Genomic DNA, 22377 nt, shown 5'->3' with positions numbered 1-22377 from the left:
CGGACTACTATGACTGAGAATATGATACACGATCAAGCAAGCGGCCTCCGTCGCTTAACACAACCATCGTTGACCAAAGTGATTGCTGTTACTGGCGGCAAAGGTGGTGTGGGGAAATCAAACGTAACACTGGGTCTGGCGATTTGTATGGCTCGCCAAGGCAAGAAGGTGATGGTTCTCGACGCTGATTTAGGTCTGGCCAATGTGGACGTGATGCTCGGAATTCGTGCAAAACGTAATCTAGGACATGTCTTAGCGGGTGAATGTGAGCTAAAAGATGCGATTGTCGAAGGGCCTTATGGTATAAAGATAATTCCTGCAACTTCTGGCACACAGAGCATGACAGAGCTTTCTCACGCTCAGCATGCCGGACTCATCCGAGCATTTGGTAGTCTTGAAGACGAAATGGATGTCCTGCTGATTGATACCGCTGCTGGTATCTCTGACATGGTAATCAGTTTTTCGCGAGCAGCTCAAGATGTGGTTGTAGTTGTGTGTGATGAACCGACGTCAATCACAGATGCCTATGCATTAATCAAGCTGTTGAGTAAAGAACACCAAGTTCAACGCTTTAAAGTTGTAGCAAATATGGTCAGAAGCTACCGTGAAGGGCGAGAATTGTTTGCAAAGTTGACACTAGTCACAGAGCGATTCTTGAATGTTAGCCTTGAACTCGTAGCATGTATTCCATTAGATGATAAAGTACGACAGGCTGTAAAAAGACAAAAAATTGTCGTTGATGCGTTCCCACGCTCGCCTGCCGCTTTAGCTATCAGCTCACTAGCAAACAAAGCGTTGACGTGGCCACTACCGAAAACACCAAGTGGACACTTGGAATTTTTTGTGGAAAGGTTGCTAAATCGTACCGAATTCGCAGAGGACCCTTTTGGTGAATAAAGCGATAACCTATGACCAACATGGCAAATTTAATAGCCAGCAGGCGTTCATTGAACGTTATTCAGTGTTGGTTAAGCGCATTGCTCACCACCTACTAGGCCGTTTACCGCCGAGTGTTCAGGTAGAGGATTTAATTCAGGCCGGCATGATCGGTCTTATCGAAGCTCAGCAGAATTATGATGGTTCTAAAGGTGCGAGCTTTGAAACTTATGCAGGTATCCGTATTCGTGGCGCAATGTTAGATGACATGCGTAAAGGCGATTGGGTACCGCGTTCTGTTCATAAAAATAATCGAGAGATTAACCAAGCGATTGCGGAGCTGGAAGGCGAATTAAATCGAGATCCTACTGATTCTGAAGTAGCCACGCATCTCGGTATGACACTGGATCAATATCATAGTGCTCTTACCGATATCAACTGCTCAAAATTAGTCGGTATTGAAGATTTAGGCGTTTCTGATGATGTGATTTCACCGGCGGATGAAACCGATGACAGCAACCCATTCAAAGGGGTAGTTGATGAATCATTTCGAAAAGCACTGGTTGAATCAATAAAACAGCTTCCAGAGCGTGAAGCTTTGGTTCTTTCGCTTTATTATGATGAAGAACTCAATTTGAAAGAAATTGGCGATGTGTTAGGCGTAAGCGAATCTCGCGTAAGTCAAATACTGAGTCAAGCGATGCAACGTTTACGTACCAAGCTCAGTGCGTGGACACAAAATGACTAAAAACACTGATTTTACGATTCAGTGGAGGCAATTTTGAATAAAAACATGAAGATCCTTATTGTTGATGATTTCTCAACAATGCGCCGTATTGTTAAAAACCTGCTTCGTGACTTGGGTTTCAATAACACTCAAGAAGCGGACGATGGTTTAACCGCATTACCAATGCTGAAAAAAGGTGACTTCGATTTTGTTGTAACTGACTGGAACATGCCAGGTATGCAAGGCATCGATTTGCTTAAACACATCCGCGCGGATGCAGAACTTAAGCATCTGCCAGTTCTAATGATCACGGCTGAAGCGAAGCGTGAGCAGATCATTGAAGCTGCTCAAGCAGGTGTAAACGGCTACATTGTTAAGCCATTTACTGCTGCAACATTAAAAGAAAAATTAGATAAAATTTTCGAGCGTTTATAACTCTCTCTTTCTCTTTGTTATTCGAGTCATTCATACCAATTATTAAATACCTATTAAATGACTCGTTTAGCGTTTTCAAAGTGATAAGAAGAACTAAACGTAAAAGGGTCTATTCAGAATGATCTCACTAGAGCAGGCGAAGTCACTCGTTCAAATGCTAGAAAACGGGGAACAAGACCAAGCCAATATGCTTGTTGCCTCGATCTACGAAGGTGCCGATAACCCAATGCTGCAAGAAATTGGAGCGTTAACTCGAGACCTTCACGAATCACTCAAGCAGTTCAGTCTCGATCAGCGCATGACCGAAATTGCGAAAGACGAAATCCCTAACGCTAGGGATCGTCTCAATTATGTGATCGAGAAGACAGAGCTTGCAGCCAACAAAACAATGGATGCGGTCGACTGCTGCCTTCCTATCGCTGACAACCTGCATGATTGCCTTCTAAAAGTTCGTCCTCAATGGAATGAACTCATGCACGGGCGCATAGAATTAAGCGAATTTAAAGCACTGTGCCACCGAATCGACGGGCTATTAGTGCAAGTCGAAGGTGACAGCACTGAATTGCGCGGCCAGTTGACCGAAATTCTCATGGCGCAAGACTTCCAAGACCTAACTGGCCAAATCATTCGCCGCGTAATTACGTTGGTTAATGAAGTAGAAGGCCGCTTAGTGGAAATCCTAACCGTATTCTCTGGAAATAAACTCGAAGAACACATTCAAGTTTTGTCAGAACCGGCAGATAAAAAGAATACACAAACAAGCGAAGCCGAAGGCCCGATTCTTCATCCAGAACTGAGAGAAGATGCGGTTTCATCGCAGGACGAAGTCGATGACTTGTTGTCCAGTCTTGGATTTTAAAGGTAACGTATGAGCTACGATTTAGACGAAGATATTCTTCAGGACTTTCTCATTGAGGCTGGGGAAATTCTCGAGCTGCTTTCTGAGCAGTTGGTTGAATTGGAAAATAACCCAGAAGACAAAGACTTACTTAATGCTATTTTCCGCGGGTTTCATACCGTAAAAGGCGGTGCCGGCTTCCTTTCATTGGCAGAGCTAGTCGATACTTGTCATGGTGCGGAGAACGTGTTCGACGTTTTACGAAACGGTCAACGCACGGTAACGCAAAACTTAATGGATACGATGCTAAAAGCCTTGGATACGGTTAATACCCAGTTCCAGGCTGTTCAAGATCGTGAGCCGTTAGAAGCTGCGGACCCTGAGCTTCTTGAAGAACTTCATCGTCTATGCAAACCTGAGTCAGAAGATGAAGTAGCGGCAAGCGTAATTGAAGAACCAGTGGCTACTCCAGAACCTATTATTCCCGAGCCTATCATCGAAGAACCTGCTGCACCGTCAGCACCATCAAGTGTCGGCTCTGTTGATGAAATTACCCAAGACGAATTCGAAAAGCTACTGGATGAGCTTCATGGTAAAGGTTCAGCGCCAGGCGCCTCAATGTCTGCGACATCTACAACGCCATCTGAACCGCCTCAATCGAGTGCACCATCAGTTGAAAGTGGTGATATCACTGATGATGAGTTTGAGCGTTTACTCGATGAACTGCACGGTGTAGGAAAAAGCCCTTCTACGGCAGAGGCTGCTGCATCTGCATCCGTACCAGTAGAGCCACCTAAAGCGGCAGAACCTTCCGCTCCACTGGCATCTTCATCAAATCAAGACAGTGACTTAATGACGGACGAAGAGTTCGAAAAGTTACTCGATGAGCTACATGGTTCAGGTAAAGGTCCAACGCTAGAAGAATTGGATATGGCAACGAAGCCTGCTTCAGCAAACGTAGAGCAAAGCTCTGCGAAACCCGAGCCTGTTGCTAAGCCAGCACCCGTTCAAGCAGTGCCAGCACCAAAGCCAGAATCTAAACCAGTCGCGGTAAAAGAAGAAGTCAAAGCACCAGCGGTTAAAAAACCTCAGGCTGAAGCAACCGTTCGTGTTGATACCTCGACGCTTGATACCATCATGAACATGGTGGGTGAGCTCGTATTGGTTCGAAACCGCCTATTAAGCCTTGGTTTGAATAGCGACAACGAAGAGATGTCCAAAGCGGTCGCTAACCTTGATGTGGTAACTGCGGATCTACAAGGCGCGGTAATGAAAACGCGTATGCAGCCAATTAAGAAAGTGTTTGGCCGTTTCCCGCGCGTTGTCCGTGACTTGGCTCGTAACCTAAATAAAGACATCGTGCTAGAAATGCGCGGTGAAGAAACCGATCTCGATAAAAACCTTGTAGAAGCATTGGCCGATCCGTTGATTCACTTGGTGCGTAATTCGGTTGATCACGGTATTGAAATGCCAGACGCACGCGCGAAGGCAGGCAAATCACGCACAGGTAAAGTGATTTTGTCAGCATCGCAAGAAGGGGACCATATTGAACTATCCATCGTAGATGATGGTGGCGGTATGGACCCGAACAAACTGCGTGGCATCGCGGTGAAGCGTGGCATGATGGATGAAGATGCGGCGGCACGTTTAACAGATAAAGAGTGCTTCAACCTCATCTTCGCACCTGGCTTCTCAAGTAAAGATAAAATTTCTGACATCTCTGGTCGTGGTGTGGGTATGGACGTGGTTAAGACGGCGATCAATACCTTAAACGGTTCAATCGATATCGATTCTGAGCTAGGCAAGGGCACTAAGATTACGATCAAAGTACCACTAACGTTAGCGATTTTACCGACTCTGATGGTTGGTGTTGGCGGTCATCCTTTTGCTCTACCACTGGCTTCGGTGAGTGAAATTTTCCACTTGGATCTTAGTCGTACAAACGTGGTAGATGGTCAGCTGACGATTATTGTGCGTGAGAAATCTATCCCACTATTTTACTTACAAAACTGGTTGGCATCTAAATCGCAAAACGTCCAAGAGCGTACTGGTCACGGTCACGTGGTGATTGTACAGATTGGTAACCAGCGCGTTGGTTTTGTTGTGGATACGCTTATTGGTCAAGAAGAAGTGGTTATTAAGCCACTCGATAATCTATTACAGGGCACTCCAGGTATGGCTGGTGCGACAATTACTAGCGATGGCCATATTGCATTAATTCTAGATGTGCCTGATTTACTTAAGCGATATGCTGCGGCTTCACGCCTTTAAGCAAAGCTGACGTTATTAAAAGGAATAAGATGGCGATTAAAGTACTAGTCGTTGATGATTCGAGTTTTTTCCGACGTCGCGTGAGCGAAATCATCAACTCAGAATCGCGCCTAGAAGTGATTGACGTTGCGGTAAATGGTAGAGAGGCGGTTGAGAAAGCTAAATCTCTCAAACCTGACGTCATTACGATGGATATTGAAATGCCAGTGATGGATGGCATTACAGCTGTACGTGAAATTATGGCCGCTGCTCCAACGCCAATTCTAATGTTTTCGTCCCTGACCCACGACGGGGCGAAAGCTACGCTTGATGCGCTAGATGCGGGCGCATTGGACTTCTTACCGAAAAAGTTTGAGGACATTGCGCGTAACCGTGAAGAAGCGGTGTCATTACTTCAACAGCGTGTGATTCAGATTGCCTCGAAGCGCGCTTTCATGCGTCGACCTATCGCTCGCCCAACAGCGAGTACCAGCACGACTACTCGACCATTAGGTTCAAGAACGGCTTCACCTGTGACTCCAACACCAACTCGACCTGCTGCGACAAAGTACCGTGCTTCTGGTAAGAAGTATCAACTGACGGCAATTGGCACATCAACAGGTGGCCCCGTTGCTCTACAAAAAATTCTGACGCGTTTGCCGATGAACTATCCGCATCCGATTGTATTGATTCAACACATGCCAGCAACGTTTACTGCTGCGTTTGCCAGTCGTTTGAACACCTTGTGTAAGATTCAAGTGAAAGAAGCACAAGATGGCGATGTGTTACAGCCCGGTGTGGCATACCTTGCACCAGGTGGGAAACAAATGATGGTGGATGGACGAGCGGGCGCTGCTCGTCTTCGCATTATTGATGGCGGCGATCGCATGAACTACAAACCATGTGTGGATGTGACTTTTGGTTCTGCCGCAAAAGTATATGGCGACAAAGTGCTCTCTTTAGTGTTGACAGGCATGGGTGCAGACGGTCGTGAGGGCGCTCGCATGTTGAAGTCTTCAGGCTCAACAATTTGGGCACAAGATGAAGAAAGTTGTGTTGTTTATGGCATGCCCCAAGCGGTTGCTAAAGCAGGCATTTCTTCAGAAGATTTACCGCTTGACCGCATTGCTGAACGCATGTTGGTGGAAGTTGGCCTAGCTTAGGATTCATCATGATTGTTTGGAGTGTAGCTAACCAGAAAGGAGGCGTGGGTAAAACCACCTCAACAGTGACATTGGCGGGCTTATTGAGCCAGAAAGGCCATCGAGTATTGATGGTTGATACTGACCCTCACGCCTCACTGACTACTTATCTCGGTTATGATCCTGATGCAGTAACTTCGAGCCTATTTGATTTATTCCAGTTGAAGACGTTTTCTCGTGAGACGGTTAAGCCGTTGATTTTAGAAACAGAGCTGGAAGGAATGGATATCATTCCCGCGCATATGTCCCTTGCCACGCTTGATCGCGTAATGGGTAATCGCAGTGGTATGGGATTAATCTTAAAACGGGCGCTGCAAACTGTCTCACAAGACTATGACTATGTGTTGATTGACTGTCCGCCAATCCTTGGCGTGATGATGGTGAACGCGTTGGCAGCCAGTGACCGAATTTTGATTCCTGTTCAAACAGAGTTTTTGGCGATGAAAGGTCTAGAGCGCATGATGCGTACGCTAACCATTATGCAAAAATCTCGCCCGGGCGGTTTCAAAGTGACTATCGTCCCAACCATGTACGATAAGCGCACGAAAGCGTCATTGCAGACATTGATGCAACTGAAAAAAGATTACCCAAATCAAGTGTGGACCTCAGCGGTGCCTATAGATACCAAGTTCCGCGATGCCAGTTTAAAGCACTTGCCAGCTTCGCACTTTGCATCTGGTAGCCGTGGTGTGTTTGCCTATAAACAGCTACTGATTTACCTGGAGAGGTTGGCGTTCGATGAGCAGTAATGATGTGCTGTCCAGTGAACAAGCACTTGATGACTACTTTAATGCATTACTGGATGATGAAACTGAAATAACGACTCTTGAGGAAGACCTTGACCTGTTGGCTCAAGAGGTATCATCTGCAGAGCCAGAGCCAGAGCCAGAGCCAGAGCCAGAGCCAGAGCCAGAGCCAGAGCCAGAGCCAGAGCCAGAGCCAGAGCCAGAATTGCAGCTACAATACTCGGAGCCAGAAACGTACCAGTTTCAAGAAACATATCCGCCAGAGTTGGAAGCTCCAAACCTGGAAGATGTTCAAAGGCTATTAAGTCAGCTTGAAGCAAGCAACCCAGTGGCTGAGTTGGATATTGATAGTATTCTTGAACAAAATACGATTGATATTGCAGCAGAGATAAAAGCGGCTGAGCCTGAGGTACAAACCTTTAGTGAGGTGCCTGAGCTTCAGGGTGTTGAGGAAATACAGGACTGGGTGACTGATGAGCCAGTTTTTGAGGAAGCGCAACCAGAGGTGGATGAACCTCACGCAGTGATCGAACAAAGTATCAATATAGAATCGAACGTCGATACTGAACTCGAAACACAAGCAGATTCCGATATACCAACGGTCTGGGAAAGCACGAAGCGAAGTGAGGACTTCCAAGTTCTTTACTTTGATGTGAATGGTGTCACGTTTGCTGTACCTCTTGATGAGTTAGGTGGTATTCATCGCATTAGCGAGCTTAACCATTTGATAGGAAAACCCGCCTGGTATTTGGGGCTACAAACAAATCGCGAGCAGCAGTTTGATGTCGTCGATACCGCGAAATGGGTGATGGCAGATAAGCTTCGTGATGATAGCTATAAAGATAACTACCAATATGTCGTCATGCTTGGTGAGAGCATGTGGGGGTTGGCCAGTAACCAATTAATGGGGACTGAAACGCTTAATATCGACAAGGTTCGCTGGCGTGAGCAGGCGGGTAAACGCCCTTGGCTAGCGGGCATGGTAAAAGAAAAAATGTGTGCCTTAATTCATGTCCAGGCGCTCATTGACATGCTAAACGCCGGTTTAGATGTCAAATCACTGAATTAGATTTAAGTCGGGAACGACATTAACGAGGATTAACTATGTCTCAAGCTTTTGAAGTAGAAGTGAAGAAAGATGCATCGAATGACGAAGTTCTTCAGTGGGTGACGTTCCAGCTAGAAGAAGAAACGTACGGCATCAACGTAATGCAAGTTCGTGAAGTACTTCGTTATACTGAAATTGCCCCTGTTCCAGGTGCACCAGATTATGTACTTGGTATCATCAACCTACGCGGTAATGTAGTTACTGTTATCGATACACGTTCACGTTTTGGCCTGATGGAAGGCGAAGTCACTGACAACACTCGTATTATTGTGATCGAGTCTGAGCGTCAAGTGATTGGTATCTTAGTAGATAGCGTGGCAGAAGTTGTTTATCTGCGTTCTTCTGAAATTGATACGACGCCTTCAGTTGGTACCGACGAGAGTGCGAAGTTCATCCAGGGTGTGAGCAACCGTGACGGCAAGCTTCTTATCCTTGTGGATTTGAACAAGCTGCTAACAGATGACGAGTGGAACGAGATGGCTCACCTTTAATGGCTGAATGATGATGGCTGAAGAGACTCTTTTATCTGCTCCATTCCTTGCGGGTGGCGTCGCTTTTATCGTGTTAGTATTGGTTGTTTTGCAACTGCGGATTCGCTCGGGGTTACAAAAGCAGTTAGACCAACAACGAGCTCAATCTCGACACGCAGATAAAGAAGTGCAAAAGTTGAGTAAGCAGTTACTCGAAGTGCGCTCGGTTGTCGTTGGTCTTGGACAAAAAGTGACGGAGCAACAAGACATTATTCAGCACTTAAACGAGAGAATTCGCGAACTCGAACACGCTGATACTGATGGTCGCTTGTATAGTCGTGCTTCTAAAATGGTACAGCTTGGCGCTGATATCAACGAGCTGATTGAAGAGTGCGAACTACCAAAAGCCGAAGCTGAGTTGATGCTTTCACTGCAGAAGAAACTGGCGGGGAAAGAGAAGATTCCACCATTAAGTGGTCAGCCATCAGATGACGCAGAATATCCAACGCGTGGACGTCGTCGACGCTAAAGGTTATCAAGCGATAAAAAAGAGGCGTTATTACGCCTCTTTTTTGTTTTTAGCCGCTAATGCTCTTCTTAAATACAACCCTAGATAACCTTCAGTCGATCTTGCTCTTAGTTCTGGCCTCTCAAATTCAAAATGAGCGCTTATAACTACTTATAGTTAATTTTATTAAAGTGTGATGATTAATTAACAAAAATACATGAACTTACATGTAACCTAGCCCTCTTATCCTGTTTTGTCATAACTAAGCTGTGCTAATATAGCGGCTCGTTCATTTTTTAGTTGAAGCTCTATGTTAGAAGTGTCTAACCTGACAGCAATCCGTGATGAAAGGGTTCTGTTTGAAAACCTGCAGTTTGAAATTAAGCCTGGTGAATTGGTCCAGATCGAAGGGCGTAATGGTACTGGTAAAACTACATTGCTACGGATTGTGACAGGGTTAGGTGATAGAGAAGAAGGTGTCATTAAATGGAAAGGCGAAGAGGTTGAAAAATCTCGTGATGTTTTCCATCAAGATCTGCTTTTCTTAGGACATCAAACAGGAGTGAAACGAGAGCTTACCGCATTAGAAAACTTACGTTTTTATCAATCTATTCAAAATAATCGCTCTTCAGACGAAGAAATCTTTATCGCTTTGACTCAAGTAGGATTAGCTGGTCGAGAAGATGTGCCTGTAGCACAACTTTCCGCAGGTCAGCAACGACGAGTCGCATTGGCAAGGTTATGGCTCAGTAAGCAAATTTTATGGATTTTAGATGAGCCGTTGACTGCCATTGATAAGCAAGGCGTCAAGGTGCTTGAATCTTTGTTCGCAAGTCATGCTGATAATGGCGGTATTGTTGTGTTGACGACGCATCAAGATATGTTTGCGGACAGCCCGAAACTTAGAAAAATAAAGCTGGGTGACTGATATGATTTCCTCGATGACCACCATCATTCGTCGTGAGCTCCTAATCGCATTTCGCCGTCAGGCAGACATTCTGAACCCGTTGTGGTTCTTTATTATTGTCATTACTCTCTTTCCTCTGAGTATTGGACCAGAACCTAATTTGTTAGCACGTATTGCAGCGGGCATCGTTTGGGTTGCCGCATTGCTGTCCGCCTTATTATCATTAGAGCGTCTATTTCGTGATGATTTTCAAGACGGTGCACTAGAACAAATGATGCTAATGCCGATTCCATTGCAACTTGTAGTGGTTTCAAAGGTCATAGCACATTGGTTGTTAACAGGGTTACCTCTGATTTTAATTAGCCCATTATTGGCGGTTTTACTTTCGCTCGACTTCAATACTTGGCTATCGGTTGTATTAACCTTGATGATCGGTACACCAACACTAAGTTTTATTGGCGCCATTGGTGTGGCGTTGACTGTTGGGTTGCAAAAGGGTGGCGTTCTTTTGAGTTTGCTTATTCTTCCGCTCTACATCCCAATTTTGATTTTCGCAACATCGGCAATTGATGCTGCCGCACTCGGTATGGCGTATAACGGTCAACTAGCGATTTTAGGTGCGATGCTAATGGGGGCGATGACATTAACGCCTTTTGCCATCAGTGCCGCATTACGAGTTAGTGTCAACTAACTCAATAAAGTGCCAATGAAGCGGCGCTTGATCAAAGAATTATTATTAAAGCACTGCTACGGTCTCAACCCTTTAGACAGTGTCCCTGAAGTAAGAGTGAGAACAAAACATGTGGAAATGGCTACATCCTTATGCCAAGCCAGAAGCAGCTTATCGTTTGAGTGGTAAGTTTCTGCCTTGGTTTTCTGTATTGGCCCTCGTATGCTTATCGGTTGGTACGGTTTGGGGGCTTGCATTTGCGCCTTCAGATTACCAACAAGGTGACAGTTTCCGAATCATCTACATTCATGTCCCATCAGCTATTTGGTCTATGGGCGTTTATATGTCGATGGCGATCGCTGCATTTATTGGCCTAGTATGGCAAGTTCGCCTATCTGATATGGCGGCACTTGCGATGGCTCCGATTGGTGCAGTATTTACTTTTATTGCTCTACTTACAGGTGCTGTTTGGGGCAAGCCTATGTGGGGCACTTGGTGGGTATGGGATGCCCGTCTTACATCTGAATTGATTCTTCTATTTCTCTACCTTGGTGTGATTGCGCTTTACCATGCGTTTGACGATCAAAAAACCGCCGCAAAAGCTGCTGGTATTTTAGCGATCGTAGGCGTAGTAAACCTACCTATCATTCACTTTTCCGTGGAATGGTGGAACACGCTTCATCAAGGTGCGACGATCACGAAATTTGAACAACCTTCTATTTCATCCGACATGCTTTGGCCGTTATTGCTGAACATCTTTGGCTTTGCGTTCTTCTTTGGTGCCGTGACGATGGTCCGTTTTCGTAACGAAATCATCAGTAAAGAAAGTCACCGCCCTTGGGTGCGCAAACTCGCAACAGAACAAACTCAGTGAGGTAACTGATTATGCATTTTGAATCTCTGAGCGACTTTTTTGCCATGGGTGGCTACGCATCATACGTATGGAGTGCGTTTGGTATTACTTTCTTATCCATGCTGATTCTTCTGATCACTAGCCTTCGCCGCGGTGATGCATTATTGAAAGAAGTGAAAGCAAAAATTGACCGTCAAGCTCGTATCGACGCAGCGAAGAACATGGAGAACACCTTATGAACCCGAGACGTAAAAAGAGGCTAGGTATTGTACTAGCGATCTTTATCGGTATTAGTGCCACCATTGGTTTGATACTTTATGCGCTTAATCAAAATATGGACCTTTTCTATACTCCAACGGAATTGGTTAATGGTAAGCCAGATGGCACCAAGCCAGAAGTAGGCCAGCGTCTGCGTATCGGTGGAATGGTGGTTGTGGGCTCAGTTCGTCGAGATCCTAATTCTTTGAAAGTGAGTTTTGACCTGCACGATGTCGGTCCGAAAGTGACGATTACCTATGACGGTATTCTTCCTGACTTGTTCCGTGAAGGGCAGGGTATTGTTGCTCAAGGTGTACTGAAAGATGCCACGACAGTTGAGGCATTTGAGGTCCTAGCGAAGCACGATGAAGAATACATGCCACCAGAAATTGCAGAAGCGATGAAGAAAACGCATGAACCGCTTCAATATAGCACCGAACAGAAACAAGGAAGCGGCCAATGATTGCTGAAATCGGTCACTTTGCTCTCATTCTTTCGCTTGCAATGGCTGTGCTGTTGAGCGTATTGCCATTGTGGGGAGCATCGAATAATAACACCATGCTCATGAACACAGCGCGACCGCTATCTTGGTCTATGTTCCTGATGCTGTTGTTCTCTTTCGCCATTTTATGTTGGGGATTTTATACCAACGACTTCACGTTACAGTATGTAGCGAGCAACTCGAATAGTCAGCTTCCTTGGTACTACCGTTTAACCGCAGTATGGGGTGCGCACGAAGGTTCACTGTTGCTATGGGTTTTAATCCAAGCTGCTTGGACTGTCGCTGTAGCGACGTTTAGTCGTGGTATGCCGCAAGAGTCGGTTGCACGTGTACTTGCTGTTATGGGCATGATCTCAGTGGGTTTCCTACTGTTTATCATCCTGACGTCGAACCCATTCCTACGTACGTTACCGTTCTTCCCGGTTGACGGACGTGACTTGAACCCTCTGCTTCAAGACCCTGGTTTGATTGTTCACCCGCCAATGCTTTACATGGGCTATGTTGGTTTCTCGGTTGCATTCTCTTTTGCGATCGCATCCCTAATGACCGGACGCCTTGATACGGCTTGGGCTCGTTGGTCTCGTCCTTGGACAACCGCTGCATGGGTATTTTTAACACTTGGTATCGCACTAGGTTCTTGGTGGGCTTACTACGAACTTGGCTGGGGTGGCTGGTGGTTCTGGGACCCAGTAGAAAACGCATCATTCATGCCTTGGTTAGCGGGTACCGCATTAATGCACTCTCTTGCCGTGACAGAAAAACGCGGCACATTTAAAGCGTGGACGGTACTATTGGCAATCTCTGCATTTTCGTTGAGTTTGTTGGGCACCTTCTTAGTCCGTTCCGGTATTTTAGTATCGGTCCACGCGTTCGCGTCTGACCCGTCGCGCGGTATGTTTATTCTAGGCTTCCTCGTTTTCGTTATCGGCGGCTCTTTATTGCTGTTTGCCGTAAAAGGGGCAGCAGTGCGTGTACGAGGTAACTTCGACTTAGTCTCACGTGAAAATGCGCTCTTAGCCAACAACGTATTACTTATCGCCGCTCTTGTTGTGGTGTTAGTGGGGACACTGTTGCCGCTCGTACACAAGCAGCTTGGTTTGGGGTCGGTCTCTATCGGTGCGCCATTCTTTGACATGCTATTTGCGTGGTTAATGATGCCATTTGCTTTTCTGCTTGGTATTGGTCCTCTTATTCGCTGGAAGCGAGACAGTTTATCTAAACTTGTGAAACCAATGCTCGTTTCAGGTGTGCTTGCTTTCGCCTTGGCCGCGCTATGCGTGTACCTATTTGCCGATTTCTTCTCAACCATGGCTTACATTGGTTGGGTGATGGCGATTTGGATTATTGCGATGCATGGCTTTGAACTGTACGAGCGCGCAACGCACCGTCATAGCTTTAGTGAAGGTGTTCGCAAGCTGCAACGTAGCCACTGGGCAATGATGTTGGGTCATGTTGGTCTGGCGGTATCTGTTATCGGTATTGCGATGGTACAGAACTACAGCATCGAGCGTGATGTACGTTTAGCACCTGGCGAACACTTCCAAATTCAAGGCTATGATTTCTACTTCTCAGGCTTGCGTGATAAAGATGGTCCAAACTACGATGGCTACATCGCAGACTTTGAGATCACACACAATGGCAAATACGTGAATACGCTTCACGCAGAGAAGCGCTTCTACCGTACGGCTAAGTCTATGATGACTGAAGCAGCCATTGACCGTGGTATTAGCCGCGACCTATACATTGCAATGGGTGAACGTTTAGACGACAACCGATCTTGGGCTGTTCGTATTTACTATAAACCGTTCGTTCGTTGGATTTGGGCTGGCTCTTTGATTATGGCATTAGGCGGCGCACTAGCGATTTCTGATAAACGCTACCGCTTCCGTAAATCGCCGAAGAAAAACGCGAAGTCAAAAGAGCAGGAGGCATAACATGAATAAGAAAATCTTATTTATTCCGCTTGTCGCTTTCATGATTCTAGCGGGCATTTTCGCAACCCAATTAATGCGTAACCAAGAGGGCGATGATCCAACTAAATTGGAGTCGGTTTTGGTTGGTAAGCCTGTTCCTGAATTTCACTTAGAAGATCTGGCTGAGCCTGGAAAACAGTACGACCAATCAATTTTTAAAGGTGAACCGTTGCTCTTGAACGTTTGGGCAACGTGGTGCCCAACGTGTTATGCAGAGCATAAATACCTAAACGAATTGGCGGGTAAGGGCGTTAAGATCATCGGTATGAATTACAAAGATGATCGTAATAAAGCAATAGGTTGGCTGAATGATCTCGGCAACCCGTACTTGATCAGCCTATTTGATGGCAGTGGTATGCTTGGCCTTGACCTTGGTGTTTATGGTGCTCCAGAAACATTCATTATTGATGCAAATGGTGTGATTCGCTATCGCCATGTAGGGGATGTAAACCCACGTAATTGGTCAGAAACACTGGAGCCGCTTTACAACAAATTGGTTGAGGAGGCGAAGCAATGAGAAAGCTAATTCTTGCCGTTTTTGCTGCGATGACATTATCTCTTGCTGCTCATGCGGCCATTGAAGTGTACGAGTTTGATAATTTGGAACAAGAACAGCAGTTCAAAGAGTTAAGCCATACGCTCCGTTGCCCTAAATGTCAGAACAACACGATCTCGGATTCTAACGCTGAACTTGCTCAGGACTTACGCCATAAGGTGTACGAAATGACCAAAGAAGGTAAGTCCAAAGATGAGATTGTTGATTACATGATCGCCCGTTACGGTAACTTCGTGACTTACAACCCACCATTTACGGTCGCGACTGCGATTTTGTGGCTAGGGCCACTCGCTGTAGTACTGGGTGGTTTTGGCTTGATTGTACTGCGTAGCCGTAAATCTAAAGTTAAGGCAAAAGCGAGCAGTGACGAGCAATGGGATGAGCAAAAAGAAGCTCGTTTAAAAGCATTGCTTGAAGAAGAGAACAACGGAGATAAGAAGTAATGACACTATTTTGGATTTCCACCGTTGCTCTCACGCTTATTGCTTGTGCGCTGGTGGCTTTGCCGCTGCTTAAACAAAAAGCGAACAATGATGATGTGTTACGCGATGAGCTCAACAAGGCATTTTATAAAGACCGACTATCTGAGCTTGCAGAAGAAACTGACGAAGGTCTTGTTGAAAGTGAAGACGAACTGATTTCTGATCTAAAGCAATCACTGCTTGACGATATCCCTGGTGATAAAGCGCAAAAAGAAACCAAGGTTTCTCCAATCGCGGTTTTAGTTCCATCGGTAATTCTGACGGTGGTGCTGAGCTATGGTTTGTATTATAAATTTGGCGCGTCAGACGATATTGTTCAATGGCAAGAAGTGTCTGCAAATCTACCTGAGTTATCGAAAAAGCTGATGTCGGCTTCTTCTGAGCCGCTGAGTGACGATGAAATGGCGGATTTGACCCTTGCCCTTCGAACTCGCTTACATTACCATCCGGAAGACTCGACAGGTTGGTTACTGCTAGGTCGTATTGCGTTAGCAAATCGTGATGTCACCACAGCTATCGATGCGATGGAAAAATCGTACCGCCTAGAGCCAAAAGACCCAGATGTGATGTTGGGTTATGCACAAGCTCTGATGCTGTCTCAAGAGGAAATAGATCAAGCGACGGCTCGCTCATTACTCGGCAAGCTGATGCAGCAAGACTATGTCGATCTGCGTGTGTTTTCTTTGTTAGCGTTCGATGCGTTTGAGCGTCAAGACTTCCCGGCAGCCATCAAGTACTGGGGAATCATGCAGCAAATGATTGGTCCAGAAGATAGCCGCTACGAGATGTTGTCACGCAGTATTGAGAGTGCTCGTAAGCAAATGGGCGAAGCGGTTTCACCGGATAAGAGTGTAGCTGTGACAATTAATGTGGCACCAAATGCTCAGTTGGATCCAAACGCAGTTCTGATTGTGTCAGTACATCGTTCAGATGGCTCCCCAATGCCTGTGGCTGCTGCTCGTTATCCGCTAGGTACTTTCCCTCGCACAGTCGTATTAGATGATGGCAATGCCATGATGCAAGGGCAAAAGTTATCTACACTCGATAAGCTAATCGTCCGTGTGCGTGTAGATTCTGACGGTAACGTAGCAACGCGTGATCAAGATTGGCACGGAGAAAGTGACGTCGTTGAATTTGGCGCACCAGTAGAAGTGACCATTGATCAGCAGTATTAATTGTTAACATCTGTCTCTGAAACATGACAACGAGGTAGAGTCAGTTGCCTTTAGTGGTATGACTCTAAACGATCGAGTAGAATACCGAAGGCCAGCGATTGCTGGCCTTTATTTATTCCCATATCTGAGTCATCTTTACTATGTATCCTGCTCAACATACGTACAATGGTTAATCGGGGTGACTTAGGTACATTAATAGTCGTTATGGAAAATAAAATGTATAACAAAGGTAAATCTACCTTCTTGTTGCTGTTAGCCGTTGGACTGGTTGGCTGTTCAAGTGCGCCTGATGAAGCAGTAACAGGACAAGAAACAAATCAAACGACTTCTGATGTGTATGACCCGTTGGAAGGCTTTAACCGAACCATGTGGGAACTCAACTACGAATATTTAGATCCGTATTTGGTTCGTCCTGTATCACTTGCGTATGTAGAATACACGCCAGTTCCTATTCGTTCTGGTATTGCTAACTTCTTATCGAACTTAGATGAGCCAGCAAGCATGGTTAATAACTTAATCATGGGTAATGGTACGAAAGCCGTGGACCACTTTAACCGTTTTTGGATTAACTCGACGTTCGGTATTTTCGGTTTATTCGATATTGCAAGTGCCGCGGGTATTACGAAGTACGACGAGAAAGCGTTCAGTGATGCAGTAGGCCACTATGGTGTTGGAAATGGTCCTTACTTCATGGTTCCAGGTTATGGTCCGTATACCTTACGTGAAGTGACAGATACCGTAGATAGTACGTATTTACCCCTCTCTTATCTCAACTTCTGGGCGAGTTTGGGTAAGTGGGCGTTTGAAGGAATGGAGAAGCGTGCTTTATTAGTACCGCAAGAAGCGCAGCTAGACTCGTCGCCGGATCCATATATTCTAACTCGCGATGTTTATATCCAGCGTCAAAACTTTAAAGCAGAAGTTGAAACGGTAGAAGAAGTTAACATCGAAGAAGAAGAGTATTTAGATGAATATCTAGAAGACTTTTAAGCGTTGTTCTTCACAATAGAGAAATGAAAAAAGGCTTAGCTGATGCTAAGCCTTTTTTGTATTTTGCAGCTTGGTTAGAAACGGTAGTTTGCTTGAACACCGATTAGCCAAACATTACCCGTAGTTTCGCCTACAAATTGGCCGCCGACTTGTTCTGCAGTGTCGTCTGACTTGTAACCACGAGACTCAACGATTGGTGCGTCTTTCGCAAAAATATAGGTGAAGCCAGCGTCTAGGCTGAAGTCTTTCGTCCAATCGTACGTTGCGCCAATACTTAGCCAAGTACGGTCAGTTTCTGGAATAGTAATCGTGCGGTTTTTGTCGCTTACCGCTGAAGTATCGTATGCAATACCAGTGCGTAGCGCTAGCTTAGGATCAAGCTGGTAAGTAGCACCAACAGCAAAGCGATAGTTGTCTTCCCAGTTTTCTACTTTAACCATATGCGTGCCAGCAGTATTTAGACGTGCTTCCAATTTCTCGAAAGAGCTCCAATCCGTCCAGTTAACGCTTGCGTGTAACGCAAGTTGGTCTGTTACTTGGTGGAAGCTTGCTAACTCAGCCGTTGCAGGCAGGTTTAGATACATGTAGCCGTTGTCGCGTTCAGAAGTACCGAAGCCAAAACCAAGACCTTCAGCATGGCCTTCAAGCTTTAGTTCAACTTCAGATTTGTACGCGAAGCCGATACGGTTATTTTCATTGATCTGCCATGCTGTACCAACTTGCCAGCCCCAAGCGGTATCGTCACCTTCCATGTATTTTAGAGCGGTACCTTGAGGAACACTGATTGGTTGATTAGTTTCAGGATTTAACCCTACAACGTTATTCTTAGGAGCTGCTGCGCCAAAGCTGCCTTCGCCGATGATGTAACGGATACCACCACCAACGCTGATTGATTCATTGACTTTGTAAGCTGCGTTCAAGTTCGCTTCCATTGTCGTTACGCTTGCTTCGTTACCGAAGTGCGAGGCACCAAAGCCTTTACCTAAATCGGTTTCCATGCCGTAGTTGGTGCCAAATGCCAAACCAATCGCGAATTTCTCATTATATTGGTGTGATAGGTAGAAGTTTGGAATGATTGCATCATGTGCGAAGTCATCTGAAGATGCAGAAGAAGTGCTACCGTGGAAGTTTACATCACCTTCAATATCAATATTTGGGTTCACATAGATTGCACCAACGGACACTTGAGTGCCTTCCAAATAAGTTAGCATTGCTGGGTTACGCCATTGTGCACTTGCGTTGTCAGCCATTGCAGCTTCACCAGCATATGCTCGACCTAGGCCTGTTGCAGAATATTCAGCAAGTTGGAAACCTGCTGCGTTAGCCATGCCCGTTGTGCCAAGTAGGCTTAATGCCACTGCTGTTGATAGAAGAGTCTTGTTGGTTTTCATTCGAATGTTCGCTGATTTGTTTATAACGTGGGACGAAAGTTTAAAGGTAGAGTTTTTACTTTAGAAATGAAAATCCAGCGTAAGTGGTCTTTTGGAATATTATGCTTTTAAATGTTATTTGTGCGGTTTAATAATCTAACTGTGAAAGGCTTGTAAACGGAATTCAGCGAACAGCTGTGCGTCCTAATTGTGAGATTTAGATACACGTGTTCACTCAAATTGAGTGGGCAATAAATCGCAGATATGAAAAAAGGCTGGAAATCCAGCCTTTTATATAAAGTATTTTTCTACTAACTAACAGCGAAGCGTTTAGAAGCTACGGCTGTATTGTAAGCCGAATAGAATTGCATCAGCATGAGTTGTTGCTGTTACACCGGTAGAAAGAACAGGAGATAATTGAGTATTCTCATTAACTTTTACATCTTCACCTAACAAGTACGTGAAGCCAAAATCGATGTTTGAGCTATTATCAATATGGTAAGAGAAACCTGTGGAGAACCACTGGCGATCAGAGTCTGGTACCGAGATAGACGTTACTTTATCTTGAGCGCTTGTGTCGTACATGTAACCAGCACGAAGTGTCCAGTTGTTGTTTAGGTAGTAAGTACCACCAATTGCGTAGTGCCAGCCATCTTGCCATTGATAGTCTTTCGAGTAACCACCTTTAAGTAAACCCTGATTTAGGTTCTCAAAATCAATTTGGTCGAAATCTTTCCAACCGATGTATTGGATGCTGTAGTGTACAGCAAACTTAGTGTCTTGGATTTTGTGGAAACCAGAAAACTCGGCCATATCTGGTAGAGGTAGCGTGATTTCCTGACCTTTGTCGTCTTTCGCCGTAAATTCAGGGCTGTAACGATACGCTAGACCAAAACGGTTGTTTTCATCTAGTTCGTACACAGTACCAACGTTAAAACCAACAGCCCAACCATCAGCTTTATCTACGTCCAGAATTTTTTGACCGCCAACCCCTGGGACTGAAGAGCTAGTTGTACGCTTCATTGTGCCTTGGCCGTAGATTAAATCTAAACCAGCACCAAAGCTCCATTGTTCGTTTAAACGGTAAGAACCCGCCAATCCAAAGTTGAAGCTTTTTACATCCGTAAGACCACCGTACTCGGTTGCGGTGTAGTTATCTGAAAATTCAGTTTTAGTGCCGAAATTAGAGTATGCGTTTACGCCCCATGCAAACTTGTCATTTACTGGAACGATTAGGTGAATGTTTGGAGCTATTGACGTATCACCCACATCATCAGTATCAGCAACACTTACAGTACTGGAGCCCAAAGGAGTATTAACGTTATATTTCGCATCTTTCACTTCAATCATTGAAGTAATGCTTTCGAAGCCTAACGAAAGTTCCATTTTATCAAATAGAGCCATTGCTGCTGGGTTACGAGCCATTACCGCGGCGTTATCTGCGATTACTGCATCACCAGCAAATGCACGGCCGATGCCAGTTGCTGATTGAGCGTTGATTTGGAAACCCGCTGCCATCGATTGACCTGAGGCAAAAGCTACCGTTACTGCTAGGAGAGTCTTTTTAAACAGACGCGTGTTCTGAGTCATTTGTTTTTCCTTATTAGATTCGTCTCTTTGGACGATAAATTGAGCTTTTGCTCAGTGGCGCAGATAGTAGTATCAATAATTGCTTGGACAAATCCGACCATTGGATAAAATTGAATAAAAATTGCAGAAATGATGTCTAAAAGACGGGAAATTGCACTTAAAATGCATAATTTAGAGTTTAAGCTCTAAATGCGATAGGGGTGGTGAATGTTTTGTGTTCTATTTATACAAAAATGCCGCTAAATAAGATCATTTAGCGGCATTTAACCTTTTGAAGGCTGGAAATCGTCGAAGTTGTTACATTGGCTTAATCATTGATGCAAGAGTCGTAGCGAGCGCATCAATATTTTCACCTTCTTCCCCGACTAAAATCAGGCTTGAACTCCCGACGGGCTGAACGATTCCGGTCATGCCATCCTTATTAAAGTCGGTACTTTGTTCGCTTGGAATACCAGTAATAAATAACGTTACTTTACCTTTTGGACCTTGGAACACCATATGCACCGCATTGGATTCACCAAAACCGCAGTGGTTTAGGTAGTAAACGTGATATGGAAAGTTTTCACTAAACTGGTAATGAAATGGCGACATTTTCGCATTAATTTGCGAGCTTGGTACATCCTCATCAAGATGACGAACAAACGGTTCTTCATGAATAACGTGTTTCATCGCGGTATCCGCTAAACTGGCTTGTGCTGGAGACACCAAAACATTTCCCCAGTTTACTTGACCAACTAATAACCCTGCGGTGAACGCAATAGAAGCAGCAAGTGCCATTGCTTTGCGGACAAAGTTTGGTCTTACGACCTTCTCTTCATCAAGTGCACTCGACGTCTGGCTAAATAAAATCTTATCTGCGAGATCTTCGGGTACATCCACATTCATGGCTTGTTTAATTTTTACATCGAGATCCAAAACGTCATCAACAAACTTATTGTTGGCGTCGCTACCAGCTAAAGCTTGCAGAATCTCTTCATCCTTTTGTTTTGGATCCGACAAAATACGACGACGAAATTCTAAATCATCCATTCTTTTGTCCTCTCTTGGTATCTTGAGAATCCAACATCTCTTTAAGTTGATTACGAGCGCGAAATAGTCGAGTCATCACTGTGTTTTTATTTAAATCAAGAATGTCACCAATTTCTTCTCCACTGAAACCACCAACAACTTGGAGAAATAAAGGCTCACGGTATTCAACATCGAGCTTCATGATCTGTGCCTGCAGCCATTCTTGCTGATGATGTGGTTCATCGCTGACTTTAGCATCATTGCCGTAATCATCGATATCAACTAAATCAAATTGTTTACGTTCGAAGCGGCGCGCATTTTCTCGTCTCAATATTGTGATGAGCCAAGACTTGGCAGCTTTTTCGTCCTGGAGGCTATCGAGTGACTTCCAAGCTCTAAGACAGGTTTCCTGAACTAGATCTTCCGCGACCGCTTTATCTTTGCACAACCAATATGCGTAGCGGTACAAGTCACGATGATACCCTCGGACGAGCGCTTCGTATTTTCTTTGCTTGTCCATATCAGAGTTGACCGGACTGTTGGAATTTTTCTTTCCAAACATTTTTAATATGGCCACAGGAGCCTCCATCCTCGCTCTGTGAGTTTCTTATTTGTTCTGAGCATGACTTTACTTGCTTCATCGCTTAGCGGTTTTGGTTGCAGGATTTGTCATGCAACCCCTTTGACACAATAAGCCATGTGGTTACCTAAAAGTGTATACGCAAATGTCAGATATCATCGAACACGAATTGATATATATTGTTAACAATATTATCATTAGTAATCAATGGCTTGGATAAGTTCACTCGATGGAGCATTAAAAGGGACTTCTGATGGTGGATTCTTGAATTGTTTTGAATCAATAATCGCTCTAGGTGAGCTT

General features: G+C 45.0%; 24 protein-coding genes. 20 read left to right on the top strand and 4 right to left on the bottom strand.

Annotated features, from left to right (window positions below):
- The first annotated feature begins 9 nt into the window (after window positions 1-9).
- The 20 genes from R7Q39_RS17140 (at window position 10) to R7Q39_RS17045 (ending at window position 17526) form a co-directional block, all read left to right on the top strand.
- Window positions 10-897: a MinD/ParA family protein gene (locus tag R7Q39_RS17140; RefSeq protein ID WP_005380498.1), complete on the top strand. Its 888-nt coding sequence runs from the start codon at window positions 10-12 to the stop codon at window positions 895-897.
- Window positions 890-1624 carry an RNA polymerase sigma factor FliA gene (locus tag R7Q39_RS17135; RefSeq protein WP_005380499.1) on the top strand — a complete coding sequence of 245 codons (735 nt, stop codon included), beginning with the start codon at window positions 890-892 and terminating at the stop codon, window positions 1622-1624. Before R7Q39_RS17140 ends, R7Q39_RS17135 begins: the two co-directional genes overlap by 8 nt.
- A gap of 45 nt (window positions 1625-1669) precedes the next feature.
- Window positions 1670-2038, top strand: coding sequence for a chemotaxis response regulator CheY (cheY, locus tag R7Q39_RS17130; protein WP_017635949.1), 369 nt, complete (start codon window positions 1670-1672; stop codon window positions 2036-2038).
- A 118-nt stretch (window positions 2039-2156) separates the two neighbouring features.
- Complete coding sequence (locus tag R7Q39_RS17125) at window positions 2157-2897, top strand: protein phosphatase CheZ (protein WP_005380502.1); 741 nt, start codon at window positions 2157-2159, stop codon at window positions 2895-2897.
- Window positions 2898-2906: 9 nt separating this feature from the next.
- A complete protein-coding gene (locus R7Q39_RS17120; protein WP_318076478.1) occupies window positions 2907-5147 on the top strand; it encodes a chemotaxis protein CheA in 2241 nt (746 codons plus the stop codon).
- A 29-nt stretch (window positions 5148-5176) separates the two neighbouring features.
- The gene (locus tag R7Q39_RS17115) at window positions 5177-6289 is read left to right on the top strand and encodes a protein-glutamate methylesterase/protein-glutamine glutaminase (RefSeq protein WP_005384458.1); all 1113 of its coding nucleotides are present in this window, start codon (window positions 5177-5179) and stop codon (window positions 6287-6289) included.
- Between the two features lie 8 nt (window positions 6290-6297).
- Window positions 6298-7077, top strand: coding sequence for a ParA family protein (locus R7Q39_RS17110; protein WP_005380505.1), 780 nt, complete (start codon window positions 6298-6300; stop codon window positions 7075-7077).
- Window positions 7067-8143: a chemotaxis protein CheW gene (locus tag R7Q39_RS17105; protein WP_318076477.1), complete on the top strand. Its 1077-nt coding sequence runs from the start codon at window positions 7067-7069 to the stop codon at window positions 8141-8143. Before R7Q39_RS17110 ends, R7Q39_RS17105 begins: the two co-directional genes overlap by 11 nt.
- Before the next feature lie 35 nt (window positions 8144-8178).
- Window positions 8179-8673, top strand: a complete 495-nt coding sequence (locus tag R7Q39_RS17100) for a chemotaxis protein CheW (protein WP_262643808.1) — start codon at window positions 8179-8181, stop codon at window positions 8671-8673.
- Window positions 8674-8686: 13 nt separating this feature from the next.
- Window positions 8687-9181 carry a DUF2802 domain-containing protein gene (locus tag R7Q39_RS17095; protein ID WP_031777229.1) on the top strand — a complete coding sequence of 165 codons (495 nt, stop codon included), beginning with the start codon at window positions 8687-8689 and terminating at the stop codon, window positions 9179-9181.
- 289 nt (window positions 9182-9470) lie between these two features.
- A complete protein-coding gene (gene ccmA, locus R7Q39_RS17090) occupies window positions 9471-10088 on the top strand; it encodes a cytochrome c biogenesis heme-transporting ATPase CcmA (protein ID WP_005380511.1) in 618 nt (205 codons plus the stop codon).
- Window position 10089: 1 nt separating this feature from the next.
- Window positions 10090-10758: a heme exporter protein CcmB gene (gene ccmB, locus R7Q39_RS17085; protein WP_005380512.1), complete on the top strand. Its 669-nt coding sequence runs from the start codon at window positions 10090-10092 to the stop codon at window positions 10756-10758.
- Between the two features lie 109 nt (window positions 10759-10867).
- Window positions 10868-11611 (top strand): heme ABC transporter permease, encoded by a 744-nt coding sequence (locus R7Q39_RS17080; protein ID WP_005380513.1) that lies wholly within the window; start codon window positions 10868-10870, stop codon window positions 11609-11611.
- Window positions 11612-11622: 11 nt separating this feature from the next.
- Window positions 11623-11829 carry a heme exporter protein CcmD gene (ccmD, locus tag R7Q39_RS17075; RefSeq protein ID WP_005380515.1) on the top strand — a complete coding sequence of 69 codons (207 nt, stop codon included), beginning with the start codon at window positions 11623-11625 and terminating at the stop codon, window positions 11827-11829.
- Window positions 11826-12311: a cytochrome c maturation protein CcmE gene (gene ccmE, locus R7Q39_RS17070; RefSeq protein ID WP_005380516.1), complete on the top strand. Its 486-nt coding sequence runs from the start codon at window positions 11826-11828 to the stop codon at window positions 12309-12311. Before ccmD ends, ccmE begins: the two co-directional genes overlap by 4 nt.
- Complete coding sequence (locus R7Q39_RS17065) at window positions 12308-14284, top strand: heme lyase CcmF/NrfE family subunit (protein ID WP_053349548.1); 1977 nt, start codon at window positions 12308-12310, stop codon at window positions 14282-14284. Before ccmE ends, R7Q39_RS17065 begins: the two co-directional genes overlap by 4 nt.
- A 1-nt stretch (window position 14285) precedes the next feature.
- Entirely contained in the window at window positions 14286-14840 is a 555-nt protein-coding gene (locus R7Q39_RS17060; protein ID WP_005380518.1) for a DsbE family thiol:disulfide interchange protein, read from the top strand.
- A complete protein-coding gene (locus tag R7Q39_RS17055) occupies window positions 14837-15322 on the top strand; it encodes a cytochrome c-type biogenesis protein (RefSeq protein ID WP_005380519.1) in 486 nt (161 codons plus the stop codon). Before R7Q39_RS17060 ends, R7Q39_RS17055 begins: the two co-directional genes overlap by 4 nt.
- Window positions 15322-16536, top strand: a complete 1215-nt coding sequence (ccmI, locus tag R7Q39_RS17050) for a c-type cytochrome biogenesis protein CcmI (protein ID WP_318076476.1) — start codon at window positions 15322-15324, stop codon at window positions 16534-16536. The genes R7Q39_RS17055 and ccmI overlap by 1 nt, the downstream gene beginning before the upstream one ends.
- A gap of 216 nt (window positions 16537-16752) precedes the next feature.
- Window positions 16753-17526, top strand: coding sequence for a VacJ family lipoprotein (locus R7Q39_RS17045; protein WP_005380523.1), 774 nt, complete (start codon window positions 16753-16755; stop codon window positions 17524-17526).
- Between the two features lie 74 nt (window positions 17527-17600).
- Here the strand turns inward: R7Q39_RS17045 and R7Q39_RS17040 are convergent, their stop codons facing one another.
- The 4 genes from R7Q39_RS17040 to R7Q39_RS17025 form a co-directional block, all read right to left on the bottom strand.
- Window positions 17601-18917 carry an outer membrane protein transport protein gene (locus R7Q39_RS17040; RefSeq protein ID WP_005380525.1) on the bottom strand — a complete coding sequence of 439 codons (1317 nt, stop codon included), beginning with the start codon at window positions 18915-18917 and terminating at the stop codon, window positions 17601-17603.
- A 309-nt stretch (window positions 18918-19226) separates the two neighbouring features.
- Window positions 19227-20486: an outer membrane protein transport protein gene (locus tag R7Q39_RS17035; protein WP_154205112.1), complete on the bottom strand. Its 1260-nt coding sequence runs from the start codon at window positions 20484-20486 to the stop codon at window positions 19227-19229.
- Window positions 20487-20783: 297 nt separating this feature from the next.
- A complete protein-coding gene (locus R7Q39_RS17030; RefSeq protein WP_025767180.1) occupies window positions 20784-21515 on the bottom strand; it encodes a DUF3379 domain-containing protein in 732 nt (243 codons plus the stop codon).
- Complete coding sequence (locus tag R7Q39_RS17025; protein WP_033907378.1) at window positions 21508-22083, bottom strand: sigma-70 family RNA polymerase sigma factor; 576 nt, start codon at window positions 22081-22083, stop codon at window positions 21508-21510. The genes R7Q39_RS17030 and R7Q39_RS17025 overlap by 8 nt, the downstream gene beginning before the upstream one ends.
- Between the last annotated feature and the right edge of the window lie 294 nt (window positions 22084-22377).

Origin of the sequence: Vibrio sp. 947 (genome assembly GCF_033339115.1) — a bacterium.
GTDB classification, from domain to species: Bacteria; Pseudomonadota; Gammaproteobacteria; order Enterobacterales; family Vibrionaceae; genus Vibrio; species Vibrio alginolyticus.
Note: the sequence above shows the minus strand (reverse complement) of the source record. Positions and strands in the feature narration are given on the sequence as shown.

Bases quoted from the DNA above. Each gene is read 5' to 3' on its own strand.
- R7Q39_RS17055 (WP_005380519.1), top strand. From the start codon at position 14,837: ATGAGAAAGCTAATTCTTGCCGTTTTTGCTGCGATGACATTATCTCTT.
- ccmA (WP_005380511.1), top strand. From the start codon at position 9,471: ATGTTAGAAGTGTCTAACCTGACAGCAATCCGTGATGAAAGGGTTCTG.
- ccmI (WP_318076476.1), top strand. From the start codon at position 15,322: ATGACACTATTTTGGATTTCCACCGTTGCTCTCACGCTTATTGCTTGT.
- R7Q39_RS17140 (WP_005380498.1), top strand. From the start codon at position 10: ATGACTGAGAATATGATACACGATCAAGCAAGCGGCCTCCGTCGCTTA.
- R7Q39_RS17060 (WP_005380518.1), top strand. From the start codon at position 14,286: ATGAATAAGAAAATCTTATTTATTCCGCTTGTCGCTTTCATGATTCTA.
- R7Q39_RS17095 (WP_031777229.1), top strand. From the start codon at position 8,687: ATGGCTGAAGAGACTCTTTTATCTGCTCCATTCCTTGCGGGTGGCGTC.
- R7Q39_RS17100 (WP_262643808.1), top strand. From the start codon at position 8,179: ATGTCTCAAGCTTTTGAAGTAGAAGTGAAGAAAGATGCATCGAATGAC.
- ccmE (WP_005380516.1), top strand. From the start codon at position 11,826: ATGAACCCGAGACGTAAAAAGAGGCTAGGTATTGTACTAGCGATCTTT.
- R7Q39_RS17105 (WP_318076477.1), top strand. From the start codon at position 7,067: ATGAGCAGTAATGATGTGCTGTCCAGTGAACAAGCACTTGATGACTAC.
- R7Q39_RS17110 (WP_005380505.1), top strand. From the start codon at position 6,298: ATGATTGTTTGGAGTGTAGCTAACCAGAAAGGAGGCGTGGGTAAAACC.
- R7Q39_RS17080 (WP_005380513.1), top strand. From the start codon at position 10,868: ATGTGGAAATGGCTACATCCTTATGCCAAGCCAGAAGCAGCTTATCGT.
- R7Q39_RS17065 (WP_053349548.1), top strand. From the start codon at position 12,308: ATGATTGCTGAAATCGGTCACTTTGCTCTCATTCTTTCGCTTGCAATG.
- R7Q39_RS17035 (WP_154205112.1), bottom strand. From the start codon at position 20,486: ATGACTCAGAACACGCGTCTGTTTAAAAAGACTCTCCTAGCAGTAACG.
- cheY (WP_017635949.1), top strand. From the start codon at position 1,670: ATGAAGATCCTTATTGTTGATGATTTCTCAACAATGCGCCGTATTGTT.
- ccmD (WP_005380515.1), top strand. From the start codon at position 11,623: ATGCATTTTGAATCTCTGAGCGACTTTTTTGCCATGGGTGGCTACGCA.
- R7Q39_RS17045 (WP_005380523.1), top strand. From the start codon at position 16,753: ATGTATAACAAAGGTAAATCTACCTTCTTGTTGCTGTTAGCCGTTGGA.
- R7Q39_RS17125 (WP_005380502.1), top strand. From the start codon at position 2,157: ATGATCTCACTAGAGCAGGCGAAGTCACTCGTTCAAATGCTAGAAAAC.
- R7Q39_RS17120 (WP_318076478.1), top strand. From the start codon at position 2,907: ATGAGCTACGATTTAGACGAAGATATTCTTCAGGACTTTCTCATTGAG.
- R7Q39_RS17030 (WP_025767180.1), bottom strand. From the start codon at position 21,515: ATGGATGATTTAGAATTTCGTCGTCGTATTTTGTCGGATCCAAAACAA.
- R7Q39_RS17115 (WP_005384458.1), top strand. From the start codon at position 5,177: ATGGCGATTAAAGTACTAGTCGTTGATGATTCGAGTTTTTTCCGACGT.
- ccmB (WP_005380512.1), top strand. From the start codon at position 10,090: ATGATTTCCTCGATGACCACCATCATTCGTCGTGAGCTCCTAATCGCA.
- R7Q39_RS17025 (WP_033907378.1), bottom strand. From the start codon at position 22,083: ATGGAGGCTCCTGTGGCCATATTAAAAATGTTTGGAAAGAAAAATTCC.
- R7Q39_RS17040 (WP_005380525.1), bottom strand. From the start codon at position 18,917: ATGAAAACCAACAAGACTCTTCTATCAACAGCAGTGGCATTAAGCCTA.